The sequence below is a fragment of the Achromobacter sp. ACRQX genome (assembly GCF_022346505.1).
In the GTDB taxonomy this organism is placed as follows: domain Bacteria; phylum Pseudomonadota; class Gammaproteobacteria; order Burkholderiales; family Burkholderiaceae_B; genus Achromobacter; species Achromobacter animicus.
Window position 1 is genome coordinate 179,828 of sequence record NZ_JAKRML010000008.1, and the last position, 15,732, is coordinate 195,559.

General features: G+C 67.2%; 17 protein-coding genes. 10 read left to right on the forward strand and 7 right to left on the reverse strand.

All coding sequences use genetic code 11. From position 1 onward, the window contains the following. Positions 1–74: 74 nt before the first annotated feature. A complete protein-coding gene (locus MHZ91_RS10265; RefSeq protein WP_239213518.1) occupies positions 75–1,502 on the forward strand; it encodes an amidase in 1,428 nt (475 codons plus the stop codon). A gap of 138 nt (positions 1,503–1,640) precedes the next feature. Here the strand turns inward: MHZ91_RS10265 and metK are convergent, their stop codons facing one another. Further along, positions 1,641–2,804, reverse strand: a complete 1,164-nt coding sequence (gene metK / locus MHZ91_RS10270) for a methionine adenosyltransferase (RefSeq protein WP_056327270.1) — start codon at positions 2,802–2,804, stop codon at positions 1,641–1,643. 275 nt (positions 2,805–3,079) lie between these two features. On the opposite strand from metK, the gene MHZ91_RS10275 reads away from it, so the two are divergent. The 5 genes from MHZ91_RS10275 to xerC are packed head-to-tail and all read left to right on the forward strand — an operon-like array spanning position 3,080 to position 7,536. Continuing rightward, positions 3,080–3,946: a lysophospholipid acyltransferase family protein gene (locus tag MHZ91_RS10275; protein WP_175124920.1), complete on the forward strand. Its 867-nt coding sequence runs from the start codon at positions 3,080–3,082 to the stop codon at positions 3,944–3,946. A gap of 39 nt (positions 3,947–3,985) precedes the next feature. Beyond that, positions 3,986–4,876 carry a lysophospholipid acyltransferase family protein gene (locus MHZ91_RS10280; protein ID WP_175124919.1) on the forward strand — a complete coding sequence of 297 codons (891 nt, stop codon included), beginning with the start codon at positions 3,986–3,988 and terminating at the stop codon, positions 4,874–4,876. Between the two features lie 30 nt (positions 4,877–4,906). Further along, positions 4,907–5,818, forward strand: a complete 912-nt coding sequence (gene dapF, locus MHZ91_RS10285; RefSeq protein ID WP_239213520.1) for a diaminopimelate epimerase — start codon at positions 4,907–4,909, stop codon at positions 5,816–5,818. Positions 5,819–5,822: 4 nt separating this feature from the next. Continuing rightward, the gene (locus tag MHZ91_RS10290) at positions 5,823–6,500 is read left to right on the forward strand and encodes a DUF484 family protein (protein WP_175136852.1); all 678 of its coding nucleotides are present in this window, start codon (positions 5,823–5,825) and stop codon (positions 6,498–6,500) included. Between the two features lie 28 nt (positions 6,501–6,528). Next, positions 6,529–7,536 (forward strand): tyrosine recombinase XerC, encoded by a 1,008-nt coding sequence (xerC, locus tag MHZ91_RS10295; protein ID WP_304505267.1) that lies wholly within the window; start codon positions 6,529–6,531, stop codon positions 7,534–7,536. Between the two features lie 61 nt (positions 7,537–7,597). Here xerC and MHZ91_RS10300 read toward each other — a convergent pair whose 3' ends face one another. Genes MHZ91_RS10300 through MHZ91_RS10325 form a run of 6 tightly spaced genes read right to left on the reverse strand, consistent with a single transcriptional unit; the run spans position 7,598 to position 12,183 of the window. Then, positions 7,598–8,740: a nickel/cobalt transporter gene (locus MHZ91_RS10300; RefSeq protein ID WP_218342554.1), complete on the reverse strand. Its 1,143-nt coding sequence runs from the start codon at positions 8,738–8,740 to the stop codon at positions 7,598–7,600. Beyond that, the gene (locus MHZ91_RS10305; protein ID WP_175136854.1) at positions 8,731–9,414 is read right to left on the reverse strand and encodes a DUF1007 family protein; all 684 of its coding nucleotides are present in this window, start codon (positions 9,412–9,414) and stop codon (positions 8,731–8,733) included. The genes MHZ91_RS10300 and MHZ91_RS10305 overlap by 10 nt, the downstream gene beginning before the upstream one ends. Next, entirely contained in the window at positions 9,375–10,409 is a 1,035-nt protein-coding gene (locus tag MHZ91_RS10310; RefSeq protein ID WP_239213522.1) for a metal ABC transporter solute-binding protein, Zn/Mn family, read from the reverse strand. The genes MHZ91_RS10305 and MHZ91_RS10310 overlap by 40 nt, the downstream gene beginning before the upstream one ends. Positions 10,410–10,430: 21 nt before the next feature. Continuing rightward, positions 10,431–11,297, reverse strand: coding sequence for a metal ABC transporter permease (locus MHZ91_RS10315; RefSeq protein ID WP_175124913.1), 867 nt, complete (start codon positions 11,295–11,297; stop codon positions 10,431–10,433). Then, entirely contained in the window at positions 11,294–12,016 is a 723-nt protein-coding gene (locus tag MHZ91_RS10320; protein ID WP_175186213.1) for a metal ABC transporter ATP-binding protein, read from the reverse strand. The genes MHZ91_RS10315 and MHZ91_RS10320 overlap by 4 nt, the downstream gene beginning before the upstream one ends. Further along, positions 12,013–12,183 carry a hypothetical protein gene (locus MHZ91_RS10325; RefSeq protein ID WP_175124911.1) on the reverse strand — a complete coding sequence of 57 codons (171 nt, stop codon included), beginning with the start codon at positions 12,181–12,183 and terminating at the stop codon, positions 12,013–12,015. Before MHZ91_RS10325 ends, MHZ91_RS10320 begins: the two co-directional genes overlap by 4 nt. Positions 12,184–12,385: 202 nt before the next feature. On the opposite strand from MHZ91_RS10325, the gene MHZ91_RS10330 reads away from it, so the two are divergent. The 4 genes from MHZ91_RS10330 (at position 12,386) to hslV (ending at position 15,688) form a co-directional block, all read left to right on the forward strand. Further along, positions 12,386–12,889: a Fur family transcriptional regulator gene (locus MHZ91_RS10330; protein WP_056327248.1), complete on the forward strand. Its 504-nt coding sequence runs from the start codon at positions 12,386–12,388 to the stop codon at positions 12,887–12,889. Positions 12,890–13,316: 427 nt separating this feature from the next. After that, positions 13,317–14,444, forward strand: a complete 1,128-nt coding sequence (locus tag MHZ91_RS10335) for a GTP-binding protein (RefSeq protein WP_191577591.1) — start codon at positions 13,317–13,319, stop codon at positions 14,442–14,444. Between the two features lie 124 nt (positions 14,445–14,568). Then, positions 14,569–15,033 carry an RNA polymerase-binding protein DksA gene (gene dksA / locus MHZ91_RS10340; protein WP_056327244.1) on the forward strand — a complete coding sequence of 155 codons (465 nt, stop codon included), beginning with the start codon at positions 14,569–14,571 and terminating at the stop codon, positions 15,031–15,033. A gap of 115 nt (positions 15,034–15,148) precedes the next feature. Continuing rightward, the gene (gene hslV, locus MHZ91_RS10345) at positions 15,149–15,688 is read left to right on the forward strand and encodes an ATP-dependent protease subunit HslV (protein ID WP_054430777.1); all 540 of its coding nucleotides are present in this window, start codon (positions 15,149–15,151) and stop codon (positions 15,686–15,688) included. The last annotated feature ends 44 nt before the right edge of the window (positions 15,689–15,732 follow it).

Genomic DNA, 15,732 nt, shown 5'->3' on the forward strand with positions numbered 1-15,732 from the left:
CCTCAGCCATCCCGATCAGATCGCTTTCCGGTCCCGCCGAGGACCGGAAGGCTTTTTCCATTTCGACGAGACACATGCCCGCCCAAGACACCACTCTGCATTTCCAGGACGCCCGCCAGCTTGCCCGCGCCATCCGCGAGCGCAAGCTCCGGTCGCGCGACCTTACCCTGCATTTCCTCGACCGCATCGAGCGCGGCGCCGCACTGGCCGCCTACAGCGTGGTCACGGCCGAGCGCGCGCTGGCGCAGGCTGAGGCTGCAGACCGTTTGCTGGACGCCGGCATCACGCTGGGCCCGCTGCATGGCGTGCCGGTCGCGGTGAAGGACAGCGTGCAGTGGGAAGGCACGCCGTGCACCGGCGGCTCGCAGGCGCGCGCCGGCGTCGTCAGCACGGAAACCGCCGCGGCAACGCGCGGGCTGGCGGCGCAAGGCATGGTGATCCTGGGCAAGACGCGCATGACGGAGTTCGCGTTCGGGCTGTCGGGACAGAACCCGACGCAGGGCACCGCCCGCAATCCGTGGGACGCAACGGTGGCGCGCGCGCCGGGTGGCTCGTCCAGCGGCGCGGGCGTGGCGGTCGCGGCCGGTCTGGCGCCGCTGGCGCTGGGTGGCGACACCGGCGGCTCGGTGCGCGCGCCGGCGGCGTTGAATGGCGTGGTCGGCTACAAGCCGTCCTCCGGCCTTATCAGCCGCGCGGGCTGCCTGCCGCTGTCCGACACGCTGGACGTGCTGGGCCCGATTGCGCGCAGCGTCGGCGACGCCCGTCTCCTGACCCAACTGCTGGCCGCCCCGGACGTCGATGACGGCGCCACGCTGGCGCTGCCGGCCGCCCGCTTCACCAGCCTGCGTCATGCCGCCGCGCGCCAGCCGGGCGCCGTCGCCGTACTGGCGCCGCAGGCCTGGCCGGCCCCGCTGACCGATGAGGCGCTGCAAACCTGGCACGCGGCGCAGGGACGCCTGGCAGAGGCTGGCTTTACGCCCACCGCCTGGCACCCGCCCGCCTCGCTGTCGTTTGCGCGCATGGCGGAAGACAACTCGCTGGTGCTGGCGTACGAAGCCTTCCGCTATTTCGGCGCTTTGGCCGAAGACGCCTCGCAACCGTTGTGGGACGTGGTGCGCGCGCGCATCGCCGCTGGCGGTCGGATCACGCAGGCCAGCTACGAGGCCGCGCTGCTGCGCCGCCAGGCCGACATGGCGGCTTTCGAAACCGCCATGCGGGGCGTTGACGCCCTGCTCATGCCCGCCAGCGATCAGGCCGCCCAGGCGCTGGACGCGCAGGACACGCGCCACGCCGGCCTGGGCAAGCTGCTGCGCCCGGCCAACTTCCTGGGCGCGGCGGCCATTGCACTGCCGGCGGGCCTGGACATGGACGGCATGCCGTGCGCCGTGCAACTGCTGGCGCCCGCAGGCGGTGACGCCGCGCTGCTGGACTGCGCAGCGGCGCTGGAAACGGTGCTGTCTCCAACGCCGCTGCATCCGGATCTGTCCGCCTGGGGGCTTTGACGCCGCGCGCAGTCACGGCAGAAGCCCGGCCCGGCCGGCGCGCGCCGTGAATCAAGAACGCCGCTCATCGGCGGCATAAAACAAAAAAGCGCCCGATCGGGCGCTTTTCGTTATCCGCATCGCGGATCCTGGATCGCGTCAGGCGGACTTCTTCAGTTCCTGGACCTTGTCCGTGGCTTCCCACGAGAATTCCGGCTCGGAGCGGCCGAAGTGGCCGTAGGCGGCGGTCTTGGTGTAGATCGGGCGCAGCAGGTCCAGCATGTTCACGATGCCCTTCGGACGCAGGTCGAAGTGCTCGCGCACCAGCTTGGCGATCTGGTCGTCGGGGATGACGCCGGTGCCTTCCGTGTAGACGGTGATGTTGATGGGTTCGGCCACGCCGATGGCGTAGCTGACCTGCACCTGGCACTGGCGCGCCAGACCGGCGGCCACGATGTTCTTGGCCACGTAGCGGGCGGCGTAGGCGGCCGAACGGTCGACCTTGGACGGATCCTTGCCCGAGAACGCGCCGCCGCCGTGCGGGCAAGCGCCGCCGTAGGTGTCGACGATGATCTTGCGGCCGGTCAGGCCGCAATCGCCTTGCGGGCCGCCGATGACGAAGCGGCCGGTCGGGTTGACCAGGAACTTGGTCTTGGGCGTGATCAGGCCTTCGGGGAAGCTGGGCTTGATGATGTCTTCGATGACCGCTTCGCGGATGGTCTCTTGCGAGACTTCCGGCGCGTGCTGGGTCGACAGCACCACGGTGTCGACTTCGGCGGGACGGCCGTCGACGTAGCGGAACGTGACCTGCGACTTGGCGTCCGGACGCAGCCAGCCCAGGCGGCCGTCCTTGCGCAGTTCGCTCTGGCGCTGCACCAGGCGGTGCGCGTACCAGATCGGGGCAGGCATCAGGTCGGGAGTTTCGTCGCAGGCGTAGCCGAACATCAAGCCTTGGTCGCCGGCGCCCTGGTTCAGGTAGTCTTCCGAGCTGCGGTCCACGCCCTGCGCGATGTCGGGCGACTGCTTGTCGTAGGCGACGAGCACCGCGCAACCCTTGTAGTCGATGCCGTATTCGGTGTTGTCGTAGCCGATGCGGCGGATCGTGTCGCGCGCGACCTGGATGTAGTCGACGTTGGCGGTGGTGGTGATTTCGCCAGCCAGCACGACGAGACCGGTGTTGCACAGCGTTTCGGCTGCAACACGCGCGTTGGGGTCTTGCGTGAAGATGGCGTCGAGGATCGAATCGGAGATCTGATCGGCAACCTTGTCGGGGTGCCCTTCGGAGACGGATTCGGAAGTGAAGAGAAAATCGTTGTTGGCCACAGATGCGTCCTTATTGTCCGGTCTTGCCGGCGCATAGGTTCTCGAGGCGCGTTGCACCCCGGTCTGCAATGCAATGCCAACTGGGCGCGACGCTTTAGCGGATTTGGCGCAGGCTGCGCGAAGCGCAGTACCCTTGCCGTCGCCCCGCAAGTTGTCGGTTAACTCGGCGACTGGGCGCATTTTAAGCGAAAATGCCGTTCTTATGCTTGTTGCCGGGGTGTATCCATATGCCTCGATCAGCAGTATTACCCTGCCCGATTTCAACCTTTTGACGCATGTTGCTGCCTCTGTTCCGACTTTTTGCCGCCCTGCCGCTCCCCGTCGCGCATGCGATCGGACGGTTCGCGGGACGCGCCATCTACGCCTTGCCGGGCAAGTACCGGCGGCGCCTGCAGGCCAATGCGGCGCAGGCGGGCTACCCCGGCGCGGCGTTCGCCCGGCGCGCGGCGGCTGAAGCCGGCGCAATGATTCTCGAGAATCCCCGCGTCTGGTTCCGCAACCAGGAAAGCCTGGCGCAGGTGGTCTCCGACGATGACGACGTGGTCGCCGCCGCCCGCGCCGAGAACCGCGGCATCCTGTTCCTGACGCCGCACCTGGGCTGCTTTGAGATCACCGCGCGCTACCTGGCCCGCCAGATGCCCATGACGGTGATGTTCCGCCCCCCGCGCAAGGAAGCGCTGGCGCCCTTGCTGGAAACGGCGCGCAACAGCTCGGCCGTCAATGCGGTGCCCGCCAACATGCAGGGCGTGCGGGAGTTCGTGCGCGCGCTGCGCCGCGGCGAATCCGTCGGCATGCTGCCCGACCAGGCGCCCAGCGTGGGCGACGGCGTGTGGGTGCCGTTCTTCGGGCGCCTGGCCTACACCATGACGCTGCCCGGCAAGCTTGCATCGCAGACCAACGTCCCCATCATCCTCACGGCCGGCGAACGCCTGCCCAAGGGCCGAGGCTGGCGCATCCACTACGTGCGCGTGCCCGAGCCGCTGCCCGCCGAGCCCGAGGCCCAGGCCGCCCTCATCAACGCCGCGATGGAAACGCTGATCCGCCGCTGCCCCGACCAGTACCTCTGGAGCTACAACCGCTACAAGACTCCGCGCGGCGCCACCCCGGCGCCCGACGCTGAACCGGCGCCCCCGACCGCTTGAACCCTGGCTCATCCCGCCGTCCGGTCTCCATCCACATCCATGAACGACAGAAAAACGCGCACGCTGGTTACCCTGCTGAAATGGTTCGGCCGCATCAAGCCGTCGACGCGCCTGCGCATCGGCGCGGTGTTGGGCTGGCTGGCGCCGCGGCTGGCCAAGTCGCGCGCGCGCATCGTCCGCCGCAATCTTGAACTGAGCTTTCCCGACCAGCCCGAGGCCGTGCGAGAGCAGTGGGTGGCCGATCACTTCCGCGCGCTGGCGCAATCCATCGTCGACCGCGGCGTGCTGTGGTACGGCACGCCCGAGGCCATCAAAGAGATGGTCACGCAGACCGGCGCCGACCGCATCAACGCGCTGACGGCCGAGGGCCGCTCGGTCATCCTGCTTGCGCCCCACTTCATCGCGCTGGACGCCGCCGCCACCCGCCTGACCATGGAAGTGCCCAGCGCGGCCACCATGTATACGCCGCAAAGCGATCCGCACATCGACGCCGTCGTGGCCGCCGGGCGCGCGCGCTTCAATGAAGTATTCCTGGTCAGCCGCAAGGACGGCGTGCGCGACCTGATCCGGCACCTGCGCGCCCCGCGCCCGGTCTACTACCTGCCCGACATGGACTTCGGCCGGCAGGGCTCGGTCTTCGTGCCGTTTTTCGGTGTGCCCGCCGCCACGCTGCTCGCCACGGCGCAGCTCGCCCAGAAATGGAACGCCGCCGTCCTGCCTATCGTGGGGTTCTGGAATCCTGACACCGGCAAGTACCATGTCGACGTGCTGCCGCCACTTGACGACTTTCCGGGCGACGACACGCTGGAAGCGGCCACCGCCCGCCTGAACCGCGAACTCGAATCCTGGGTGCGCCGCTGCCCCAGCCAGTATTACTGGGTGCACCGCCGCTTCAAGACACGCCCCGAAGGCGAAGCCAAGCTGTACTGAACCGCGGCGCGCACTCGCCGCACCGCGAGAATGGGGGATAATCCGCAGATGAACTGGAACTTCACCAAAATGCACGGCGCGGGCAACGATTTCGTTGTGCTCGACGGGGTCCGCCAGACCATCGAGATGACGCCCGAACGCGCGCGCGCCCTCGGCGACCGCCACTTCGGCGTCGGCGCCGATCAGATCCTGCTGGTCGAACGCGCCACGCGGCCGGACGCCGACTTCCGCTACCGCATTTTCAATTCCGACGGATCCGAGGTCGAACACTGCGGCAATGGCGCCCGCTGCTTCGTGCGCTTCGTGCACGAGCAAGGCCTGTCCGACCGCAATCCGCTTCGCGCCGAGATCGCCACCGGCATCCTCGTCCTGGACGAAGGCGACGACGAGCAGGTCACCGTGGAAATGGGCAGCACCCGCTTCGATCCGGCCGCGCTGCCCTTCGACACTGCCGGCCTGCCTTCCGTCACGCAGGGCCAGGACACCCTCTGGGAACTGGACCTCGACGCCCCCGCCGGATTTCCCCGCACGGTCGCCCTGTCGGCCGTGGCCATCAGCAATCCGCACGCCGTGCAGGTCGTCGACAACGTCGACACCGCGCCCGTCGCCGTGCTGGGTCCGCTGATCGAAACCCATCCGCGCTTTGCGCGCCGCGTCAACGCCGGCTTCATGCAGGTCGTCGACCGCAACAACATCCGCCTGCGCGTCTTCGAGCGCGGTGTCGGCGAAACGCTGGCCTGCGGCACGGGCGCCTGCGCCGCCGTCGCGGCCGGCATCCGCCGCGGCCTGCTTGATTCGCCCGTGCGCGTACAAGCGCTCGGCGGCGTGCTGACCGTCGCCTGGAACGGCGAACAACTCCGCATGACCGGCCCGGCCGAATCCGTCTTCACGGGCCAGGTCGACATCGACAAGCTCGTCTTTTCCATGGCGCTGAACCGATAACTCTATGACCGATACCGCTTTCACCGCCCAGGACATCGCAACCTTCCTGCAAGAGAACCCCGGCTTCTTCGACGAACACGCCGAAGTCTTCGCCACCCTGCAGGTGCCGCATCCGCACGGTTCGCGCGCCATCTCGCTGGGCGAACGCCAGATCCTCACGCTGCGCGAGCGCACCCGCGAACTCGAATGGCGCCTGAACGAACTGGTCCGCAACGCCACCGCCAACGAGACCATCGGTTCGCACGTGGCCAAGTGGTGCTGCCGCCTGCTGTCCGAATGCGATCCTCAGTTGGTGCCCGGCGAAATCGCGCTGGGCCTGGCCGAACAATTCGAACTGAACCACGTGGCGCTGCGCCTGTGGAACCTGTCTGACCTGCCCGATCACGGCTACGGCGAGCCCGTATCCGATGACGTGCGCACCTTCACCGACAGCCTGAAAACGCCGTATGTCGGCGCCGACACCGCCTTCGAAGCGGTGGCGTGGCTGGACGCCAAGCCCAAGTCGCTGGCGCTGGTTCCCTTGCGCCTTGAAGCCGACGGCGCGGCCGTGGGCCTGCTGGTGCTGGGTTCAGATGACCCGGAACGTTTCACGCCGGAAATGGGCACGACGTTTCTTGAATCCGTCGGCCAGCTGGCGTCGGCGGCTTTGCACCGGTTGAATCCGGCCTCGCCCAAGGCGTAGGGCTGCCGGGGCGGACAAGGACAACGCGATGCAGAACGCCGAGCAGAATGCGGAGCAAGAAGCCGAGCAAGCCAACAATCCGCCCCCGCTGCCGGATCCGATGCGCGCCTGGCTGCGCCATCTGGAGACCAACCGCCGGTACTCGCCCCATACGCTGGACGGCTACCGGCGCGAACTGCATTTTCTGCGCGAACTGGCCTACAAGGCCGGTCTGCCGCTCGACAAGCTCGGCAACGGCCACATCCGGCAGTTCGTCGCGCGCCTGCACGCGCAAGGCCGCGGTCCGCGCAGTCTCGCCCGAACACTCGCGGCGTGGCGCGGTTTCTATCAATGGTGGGCGCCTGCCGTCGAACTGGCCGGCAATCCCGTCGCGGGCGTACGCGCGCCCAAAGCGCCCCGTGGCCTGCCCAAGGCCCTGTCGGTCGAACAGACCCAGGCTCTGCTGGAAAGCGCGCCGGCACAGGTCGCCACCGAACCGGCCGCGCTGCGCGACCAGGCCATGTTCGAGCTGTTGTATTCCAGCGGACTGCGGCTGTCGGAACTGGTGGGACTGGACCTGCGCTACGAGCGCACCGCCGATTCCGAGTCGCGCGGCTGGCTGAATCTGGATGACGCCGAAGTCGTGGTGCTGGGCAAGGGCGGCAAACGCCGCTCGGTGCCGGTCGGTCAGCAGGCCCTGGCCGCGCTGCGCAAGTGGATCGAGGTGCGTCCGCAGCTTGCGCTGCCCTCGCCGCCGCCCGCAGACGCGGCCGCGTTATTCCTGGGCGCCCGCGGACGCCGCATTTCACCCCGCGTGGTGCAGTTGCAGCTTGCGCGCATCGCGCAGACGGCGGGCCTGCCCACGCATGTGCATCCCCACGTGCTGCGCCACAGTTTCGCCAGCCACGTCCTGCAATCCGCGCAAGACCTGCGCGCCGTGCAGGAGATGCTGGGCCACGCCAACATCTCGACCACGCAGATCTACACGCGGCTGGATTTCCAGCATCTGGCCAAGGCCTACGACCAGGCCCATCCGCGCGCCGGGCGCAAGTCCTGACCTTTCTTGGCGGGGCGCTCGTGCAGCCTGATCAAACGCCCGGCCCGCACGCGAGCATCGCCTACCCGCCCGCGGCCAACATGCCGCCCAGCAGCATCACGCCCAGCAACAACACCGCCATCGCGGCCAGCGCCTCGACCGCATAGCGCAGCCGCGCCGCGCCAGCGCCGGACAGGCGGCTGCCCAGACGCGTCGCGGCGCTCCCGGCCGCAACAGCCAGGCAAGCCAACGCCGCCACGGTCAGCCCCGTGCCCAACCCCATCGCCAGCGCCGATGCGACGCCGGCAAGAAAGAAATTCTGCGACAACGCGAACACCAGCACGATCAACGCGCCGCTGCAGGGCCGCAGGCCCACCGCGAAAATCGCCGACCACGCGCGGCGCCAGTTCATCGGACCGGCAACCTGTTCCGGCGCGGGTACGTGCGCGTGTCCGCAACCGCAGTCGTGGTCATGGTGATGATCGTGGTGATGCGCTTGGACCTGAACCTGCGGATTGCCGTACGCATGCTTGTGCGCGTGTTCGTGATCATGCCGGTGCTCGTGTACGTCCTCGTGTACGTGCTCATGCCCATGCGCATGTTCGTGCGCGTGTTCGTGCACATGCACCGGCGCATCTGCATGGTCATGCGCTGCATGTTCACGCGCCCCAGCCCGCCGCAGCAACGGCCTCACCGCCTTGACCCACACCAGCCACACGCCCAACAGCGTCACCAACGCATACGACGCCAGCTCCAGCCAGCGTGTCGCTTCGTTCATCGTCGCCGCCGTCGCGTTGAAGATCAACGCCAGCACCGCCACCATCACGATCGCCACCAGCGCCTGGATCAGCGAAGACGCCAAAGCCAGCAGCGCACCGTTGCGCGCCGTCTGGCGATTGGCCAGGACGTACGACGAAATCACCGCTTTGCCATGGCCCGGCCCCAGCGCATGAAAGACGCCGTAGGCGAACGACAGGCCGACCAAGGCCCACGCTGCGCCGCCGTCCGCCTGCCAGGCACGGACAGCGCCCGTCAGTTGCCGGTAGAAATGCGACTGCCAGACAGACACGCTGCCAAAAAAACTGGACAGCCAGCCGGGACCGGCAAGGCCGCTCCCGCTTTCCGGCACGCCAAAGGGATGCGTGCCTTGTGCGGCCGCAATCGACAGCCCACCGAGCATCAGCAGGACGATCGCCAGCGCGCGCGCGCAGCGGCTCACGGGCATCGCACCTCGATGCGGTGCGTGAGTCCCTTGGTAATGGCGAACAGTTCGTCGGGCAAGGCGTCCGGGTCGGCCGGGATCGCGGCCAGTTCCTGCATGGTTTTCCAATCCAGTTCCTTGGGCTTGCGGTAGTCGGCCTTGCAGGCCGCGCCTTGCGGACCGCCGAGCGACACCGCCCCCTTCTCTTCAAATGCGTAGGCCACGAAATAGGTGGGGTCGTAGATGTCCACTTGCGCGCCGCCCGCACCCGGCGCGACGGGCTTGTCCAGCGGCAGCGTGAAGGACAGCGTCAGCCGTGTGGTCTTGGGGTTCCAGTCGACGCGGGCGTCGCGAGGCGCGGCGAATGCCGCGGTCTTGCCGTCAACGGTGACGCGCGTGAAGTAATGCGAGATCGGCTCGCCCAGCGCCTTCATCCAATCCTGCGCCATGCCTTTCAGGGTGTCGGCGGGAAGCGTCCCGTCCTTGGCCTTTTTCAGCCCCTGCGTCGCGTAGGCGCCGAACATTTCGTCGAACAGCCACACCTGCCGCACGGCGGTGATGCGCTGTTCGGCATCGACGTCGATCTGCGCGCGCGCATCGATCCACATGTGCGGGTGCGCGCTGGCGGCGCCCGCCGCCAGCAGCGCCGCCACGGCGCTCAGGGTTGCAAGGCCGCGGCAAGCTGGCGTGCGTTCCATTCAAACATTTCCAGGTAGGTGGCGCCCGGCTGTCCAGGCTTGGACAGGGCATCGGAGTAGAGCGTACCACCCACCTTTGCGCCGGTCTCGCGCGCGATCTGCTGGACCAGCTTGGGACTGCTGATGTTCTCGACGAACACCGCGGGCACCTTGTCGCGCCGCACCTGTTCGATGATCGCGGCCACCTCGCGCGCCGACGGCTCGGCGTCGGTCGACACGCCCATTGCGGGGATGAACGTCACGCCATACGCGTCGCCGAAATAGCCGAACGCATCGTGCGAGGTGACGACCTTGCGGCGATCGGCGCCGATGGCGCCAAAGGTCTTGCGCACGCTGGCGTCCAGCGTCTGCAGCTTGGCGATGTAGGCGTCGGCGCGTTGGCGATACGCCCGCGCATGCGCGGGATCCGCGGCGGCCAGGCCGTCGGCCACGTTGCGCGCGTAGATCACGCCGTTCGCCAGGCTCTGCCAGGCATGCGGGTCGGCGTCGCCATGGTGATGGTGATGGCCGGGCTTGTGGTCGTGGTCATCGTCATGGTCATGGTCGTGGTCATCGCCGTGCTTGTGACCGTGTCCGTCCTTGTGATCATGATCGTGATCAGCCCCGTGCGCGTGCCCATCGCCATGCCCCGCGAACTTGCGCGGCGTCACGCCCTTGGACGCCGTCACCGTCTGTCCGGCGAATCCGGACGCCTTCGTCAGCTTGGGCAGCCAGGTCTCGAAGTCCAGGCCGTTCACCACCAGCACGCGCGCATCCGCGAGCTTTTTCGCATCGCCCGGCGCGGGTTCGTACCCGTGCGCATCACCGTCAGGCCCGACCAGCGTCGTCAGGCTGATGTCGGCGCCGCCAATTTCCCGCACGATGTCGCCCAGGATGGAAAAGCTGGCCACCACTTTCAGCGGCTCGGCCGCCTGCGCGGTTCCCAACATGGCCGACAGGCAGACGCCCGCCATGGCCAGCAGTGCGCGGCGGCGTGCCGGCAGAATCGAACGCATGGTCAATCTCCTTATGAAGTCTCAGGCAGGGCGCGCGCGGCGCGTTGCCCGCAGCAGCCCGCCTTGCGGGCCGCCCACGATGGAAAACAGATAGCAGGCGCCGGCTGCCAGGATGATCGCGGGCGAGGCCGGCACGTCGAAGTGATAGGAGACCAGCAGCCCGGCCACCGAAGACGCCACGCCGAGCGCCGCCGACAGCGGAATCTGACGGGCCGCGCTGCGCACCCAGAACCGCGCCGCGGCGGCCGGCAGCATCATGATGCCCACCACCATCAGCGTGCCCAGCACCTGAAAGCCCGCCACCAGATTCACCACGACCAGCACCAGAAAGCCCATGTGCACGACGCCGCCCATGCCGCCGCTGGCGCGCAGGAATCCCGGGTCCAGGCATTCGGCAACTAGCAGCCGGTAGATGGCCGCCAGCACAAGCAAGGTCACGCTGGCCGTGGCGGTCACAAGCAGCAACGCCGCGTCGTCCAGGCCCAGCACCGTGCCGAACAGCACGTGCAGCAGGTCCATGTTGGAGCCGCGCAGGGACACCAGCAGCACGCCCAGCCCCAGCGATATCAGGTAGAAGGCGGCAAAGCTCGCGTCTTCGCGCAACGGCGTCAGCCGGGCCACCAGCCCCGCCAGCAATGCCACGGCCAGTCCAGTCGCAATGCCGCCCAGCATCATCGCGCCGAGCGACAGGCCGGCCATCAGAAAGCCCACCGCCACACCCGGCAGAATGGCGTGCGACATCGCATCGCCCATCAGGCTCATGCGCCGAAGCACCAGAAAGACACCCAAAGGCGCCGCGCCCAGCGACAGCGCGCAAGCACCCGCAAGCGCGCGCCGCATGAAACCGTAGTCGAGGAACGGCGATACCACCCAATCCACGAGCGTCATGCCCAGGCTCCCGCGTGGCGTTGGCGCGCCGTCTTCAGATGCGCCTCGCTCAAGGTGGCGGTGGTGTCGCCCCAGGCCACCACTGAACCGGACAACAGCAGGCTTTCCGGAAAGTGATCGCGCACCAGGTCCAGGTCGTGCAGCACCGCGATCACGGTACGGCCCTGTCCATGCAGGCCGCACAACAGCGCCATCAGTTCCTCGGCGGTGTGGCTGTCCACGGCCGCAAAGGGTTCGTCCAGCAACAGCACCGGCGCGTCCTGCACCAGCATCCGTGCAAACAGGGCGCGCTGCATCTGCCCGCCCGACAGCGTATCCACGCCGCGGCCGGCGCAATCAGCCAGCCCTACGGTTTCCAGTGCGTGCATGCACCGGTCCAGCTCGTCGTTGCTGAACGCGCGCCATGCGCCGACCCGGCGCCAGGCGCCCATGGCCGCCAGGTCCAGCACTGTCGTCGGAAATGAGCGGTCCAGTTCCGCCGCCTGCGGCAGCCACGCCAACGCCGATCGTCCTGCGCCCTGGATGCGCACGCTGCCGGTCATGGGTCGCAGCACGCCCATGATGCCCTTGATGAGCGTCGACTTGCCCGCGCCGTTGGGTCCGACCACGGCCGTCATACCGCCGGGCGCGAAGCTGCCCGAAACCGCGCGCAACGCCGCGCGCCCATGCCAGCCGAACGATGCGTCGACCAGCTCGACCGTGATGGGCGCCGCGTTCATCGCGGCCACCAGTCCAGCGCCCAGCCGGTCAACGCCCACAGCGCGATGCCGGCCATCAGGGCGTAAGCCATGCGGCGCCAGGCGGAAACGAGAAACGCGGAACGGGGCGGCGTGCCCCGGCCGGGCGCGGCGCCGGGCCGCGGGGGCAGGAGCGAGAAATGGGACATGGCAGGCAACACCGGAATTCGGCAACGACGGGAAAGCGGCAACCGCAGCAACAACATACGACCCAGCGTCAATTTTATTATGTTATATCATAACTAAACCATGACGGCTTCAGGGCCGGTTCCCGCACGCGGGGGTTTTCTGCTACCTTCCAGGCATCTCGCGCGCGCGTCGCGCGCGCTTCCCATTCAGATAAAGCCCGCCATGTCCGCTCCGTCCCGTCCACCCCGCAACGACAGCGTTGGCGCTCAGCTCAGCGTCGCCGAAACGCTGTGCGCGCAGCGCGGACGCCGCCTGACCCCCATCCGCCGCAAGGTCCTCGAACTGTTGCTGCGCCATGGCCGCAGCCTGAAGGCCTACGAGCTGCTGGACGCCATGCGCGCCGTCCACCCGGGCGCTGCGCCGCCCACGGTGTACCGCGCCCTGGACTTCCTGATGGACGAAGGCCTCATTCACCGGCTGGACGCCGTCAATGCCTGGAGCGCCTGCCACGACGCCGGCGGCGCACCGCATGACCTGCTCGTCGTCTGTACCGGTTGCGGCGCCGTCGCTGAAGTCTCCGACCCGGCCATGAGCCGTCAGTTGGCCGAACGCGTTGCCCAGACGGGCTATGCGCTGGCCACGCATGAAACCGAAATCCGCGCGCTGTGCCCGCAGTGCCAGAAGACCCAGCCGGCCGACGCGGGTCATCACCACCATCACCACTGATTGGGCGGGCGCCCCTGAGGCGTTTCATCCATTGGGTGCGCCTCATCCTTGGATTGGCCTTATCCCGAGCACCTTTCATCCTTGGATGAGCCCCATTTCGAGCCGCATCTCATCCTTAGGATGCGCCCCATCGGCCGGGCCATTTCAAGCCCGCCCGCTCCCGGGCCGCCGGCTCGCCCTTGAATTCAGGCAAACCGCCCCAAAATAGAGGTATCGCCCGATACTTGACGGCGATCGGCTGCCATCTGGCGGCCACGGCCCCCCCGGGTTGGCCCGGGGTTTGCCCCCTGCCCCCGACTGTGCTGTAATCCTGCGTCCGGCCGCTATCGGTGGCTCTCGCAGCCTGTGGCAGACATCAATCGGCAGGGACTGAAAACCCCGTCAGGCGCTGTGTTTCACGCCCTGACATCACGCTAGCAGCTTCGCCATGAACACCCCGCGCAGTTTGGACAAAATGGTTCCCGTCACCATCCTCACCGGCTTCCTCGGTGCGGGCAAGACCACCCTGCTCAAACGCATCCTGACCGAATTCCATGGCCGCCGCGTCGCCGTCATCGAAAACGAGTTCGGACCCGAAAGCATCGACAACGACCTGCTCGTGCAGGACAGCGACGAAGAAATCATCGAGCTGTCCAACGGTTGCGTCTGCTGCACGGTGCGCGGCGACCTGATGCGTACCCTGTCCGAGCTGCGCGCCAAGCGCGAAGCCGGCGAACTCACTTTTGAACGCGTCATCCTCGAAACCACCGGCATGGCCAACCCCGGCCCCGTGTGCCAGACGTTCTTCATGGATGACGACATCGCCGAGTACTACCGCCTGGACGCGGTAGTCACCGTGGTCGATGCCAAGCACGGCATGTCCACGCTCGACGAACAGCCCGAAGCCCAAAAGCAGGTCGGTTTCGCCGACCGCATCCTGATCTCGAAGAAAGACCTGGTCAACGAAGTCGACTACGAAGCGCTGCGCCACCGGCTGGTTCACATGAACCCGCGCGCGCCGATCACCGCCGTCAACTTCGGCGACGTCGACCTCAAGTCCATCATCGACATCAGCGGCTTCAACCTGAATTCCATTCTGGACATCGACCCGGAGTTCCTGGCCGATGAGCATCCGGACGCCGCGCACAACCATGCCCACGGGCACGATCACGACCATGATCACGGCCACGGCCATGACCACGATCACGATCATGACCACGACGGCGAATGCGGCGCGCACTGCAATCATGCCCACCATCACCACCCCAAGCACGACGACGAAATCGGCGCGTTCGTGTTCCGTTCCAACAAGCCGTTCGATCCCGCGCGCCTTGAGGAATTCCTGGGCGGCGTCGTGCAGGTCTATGGTCCCGACCTGATGCGCTACAAGGGCATCCTGTACATGAAGGGCATCAACCGCCGCATGTTGTTCCAGGGTGTGCACATGATGATGGGCGCCGAACCCGGCAAGCCGTGGACCGCGGCCGAAAAACCGTCCACCAAGATGGTGTTCATCGGACGTAAGCTGCCCCAGGAGATTTTTACCCGGGGCTTGGAGCAGTGCCTGGCGGGGTAATCCCCATTCCTGCGTGACGCGATGCGACGAAGGCAGTACTGTGAGGTACGGATAGCGTAGGCAACAAGTAACACGGACCGGGACGGACGCCCGCGCCAGGATCGATTCATAGTGGAGTGTTTACATGGCTACCAAGGCAGCAACCAAAAAATCAAGTAAGTCGACGAGCGATACGGCGATTGATCTGCCCAGCGAAAAGGAATTGCTGGCCATGCCCGAGTCGGACTACATGAACGACCGCCAACTGGCGTTCTTCAAGGAACGGCTCAAACAACTCGAGCAGGACATTCTGGCCAACGCCGGCGAGACCACCGAGCACCTGCGTGAAACGCAATTCGTGCCGGATCCCGCCGACCGCGCCACCATCGAGGAAGAGCACGCCCTGGAACTGCGCACCCGCGACCGCGAGCGCAAGCTGCTCAAGAAGGTGCAGCAATCCATCGCCCGCATCGACAGCGGCGAATATGGCTGGTGTGAAGAAACGGGCGAGCCCATCGGCATCCCCCGTCTGCTCGCCCGCCCCACGGCCACCCTGTCGCTCGAAGCGCAGGAACGCCGTGAAATGCGTCAAAAGCTGTACGGCGACTGATCCGTCCCGCTTCCGCTCCGTCCCTGAAAGGCCATGCCGGTTAACCGCATGGCCTTTTTTTCTACTTGATATCCCCGCGACCGCCCCCAGCTAAAACTTTCAACGGAAGGAACGCATGGAACAATTTCACGCCACCACCATCGTGTGTGTGCGCCGCGGCAACCGCGTCGCGCTGGGCGGCGATGGCCAGGTCACCCTGGGCAACATCGTCATCAAGGGCACTGCCCGCAAGATCCGCCGCCTGTACCACGACAAGATTCTCGCTGGCTTCGCCGGCGCCACCGCCGATGCGTTCACGCTGCAGGAACGCTTCGAAGCCAAGCTCGAAAAGCACCAGGGCAACCTGATGCGCGCCGCGGTCGAACTGACCCGCGACTGGCGTACCGACCGCGTCCTGCGACGCCTGGAAGCCATGCTGATCGTGGCCGATGCCGAACACACGCTGGTTCTCACCGGCAACGGCGACGTGCTGGAACCCGAGCACGGCCTGGCTGCCATCGGCTCCGGCGGCGCGTACGCGCAATCGGCCGCGTTGGCCCTGCTGCGCAACACCGACCTCCCGCCCGAGACGATCGTCAAGCAATCGCTCGAGATCGCCGGCGACCTGTGCATCTACACCAACCAGAACCACGTCATCGAAACGCTGGGCGACTGACGCCTGCCGCGCGGCGCAACCTGCGCCGCGGCGCCCTCCCAGCC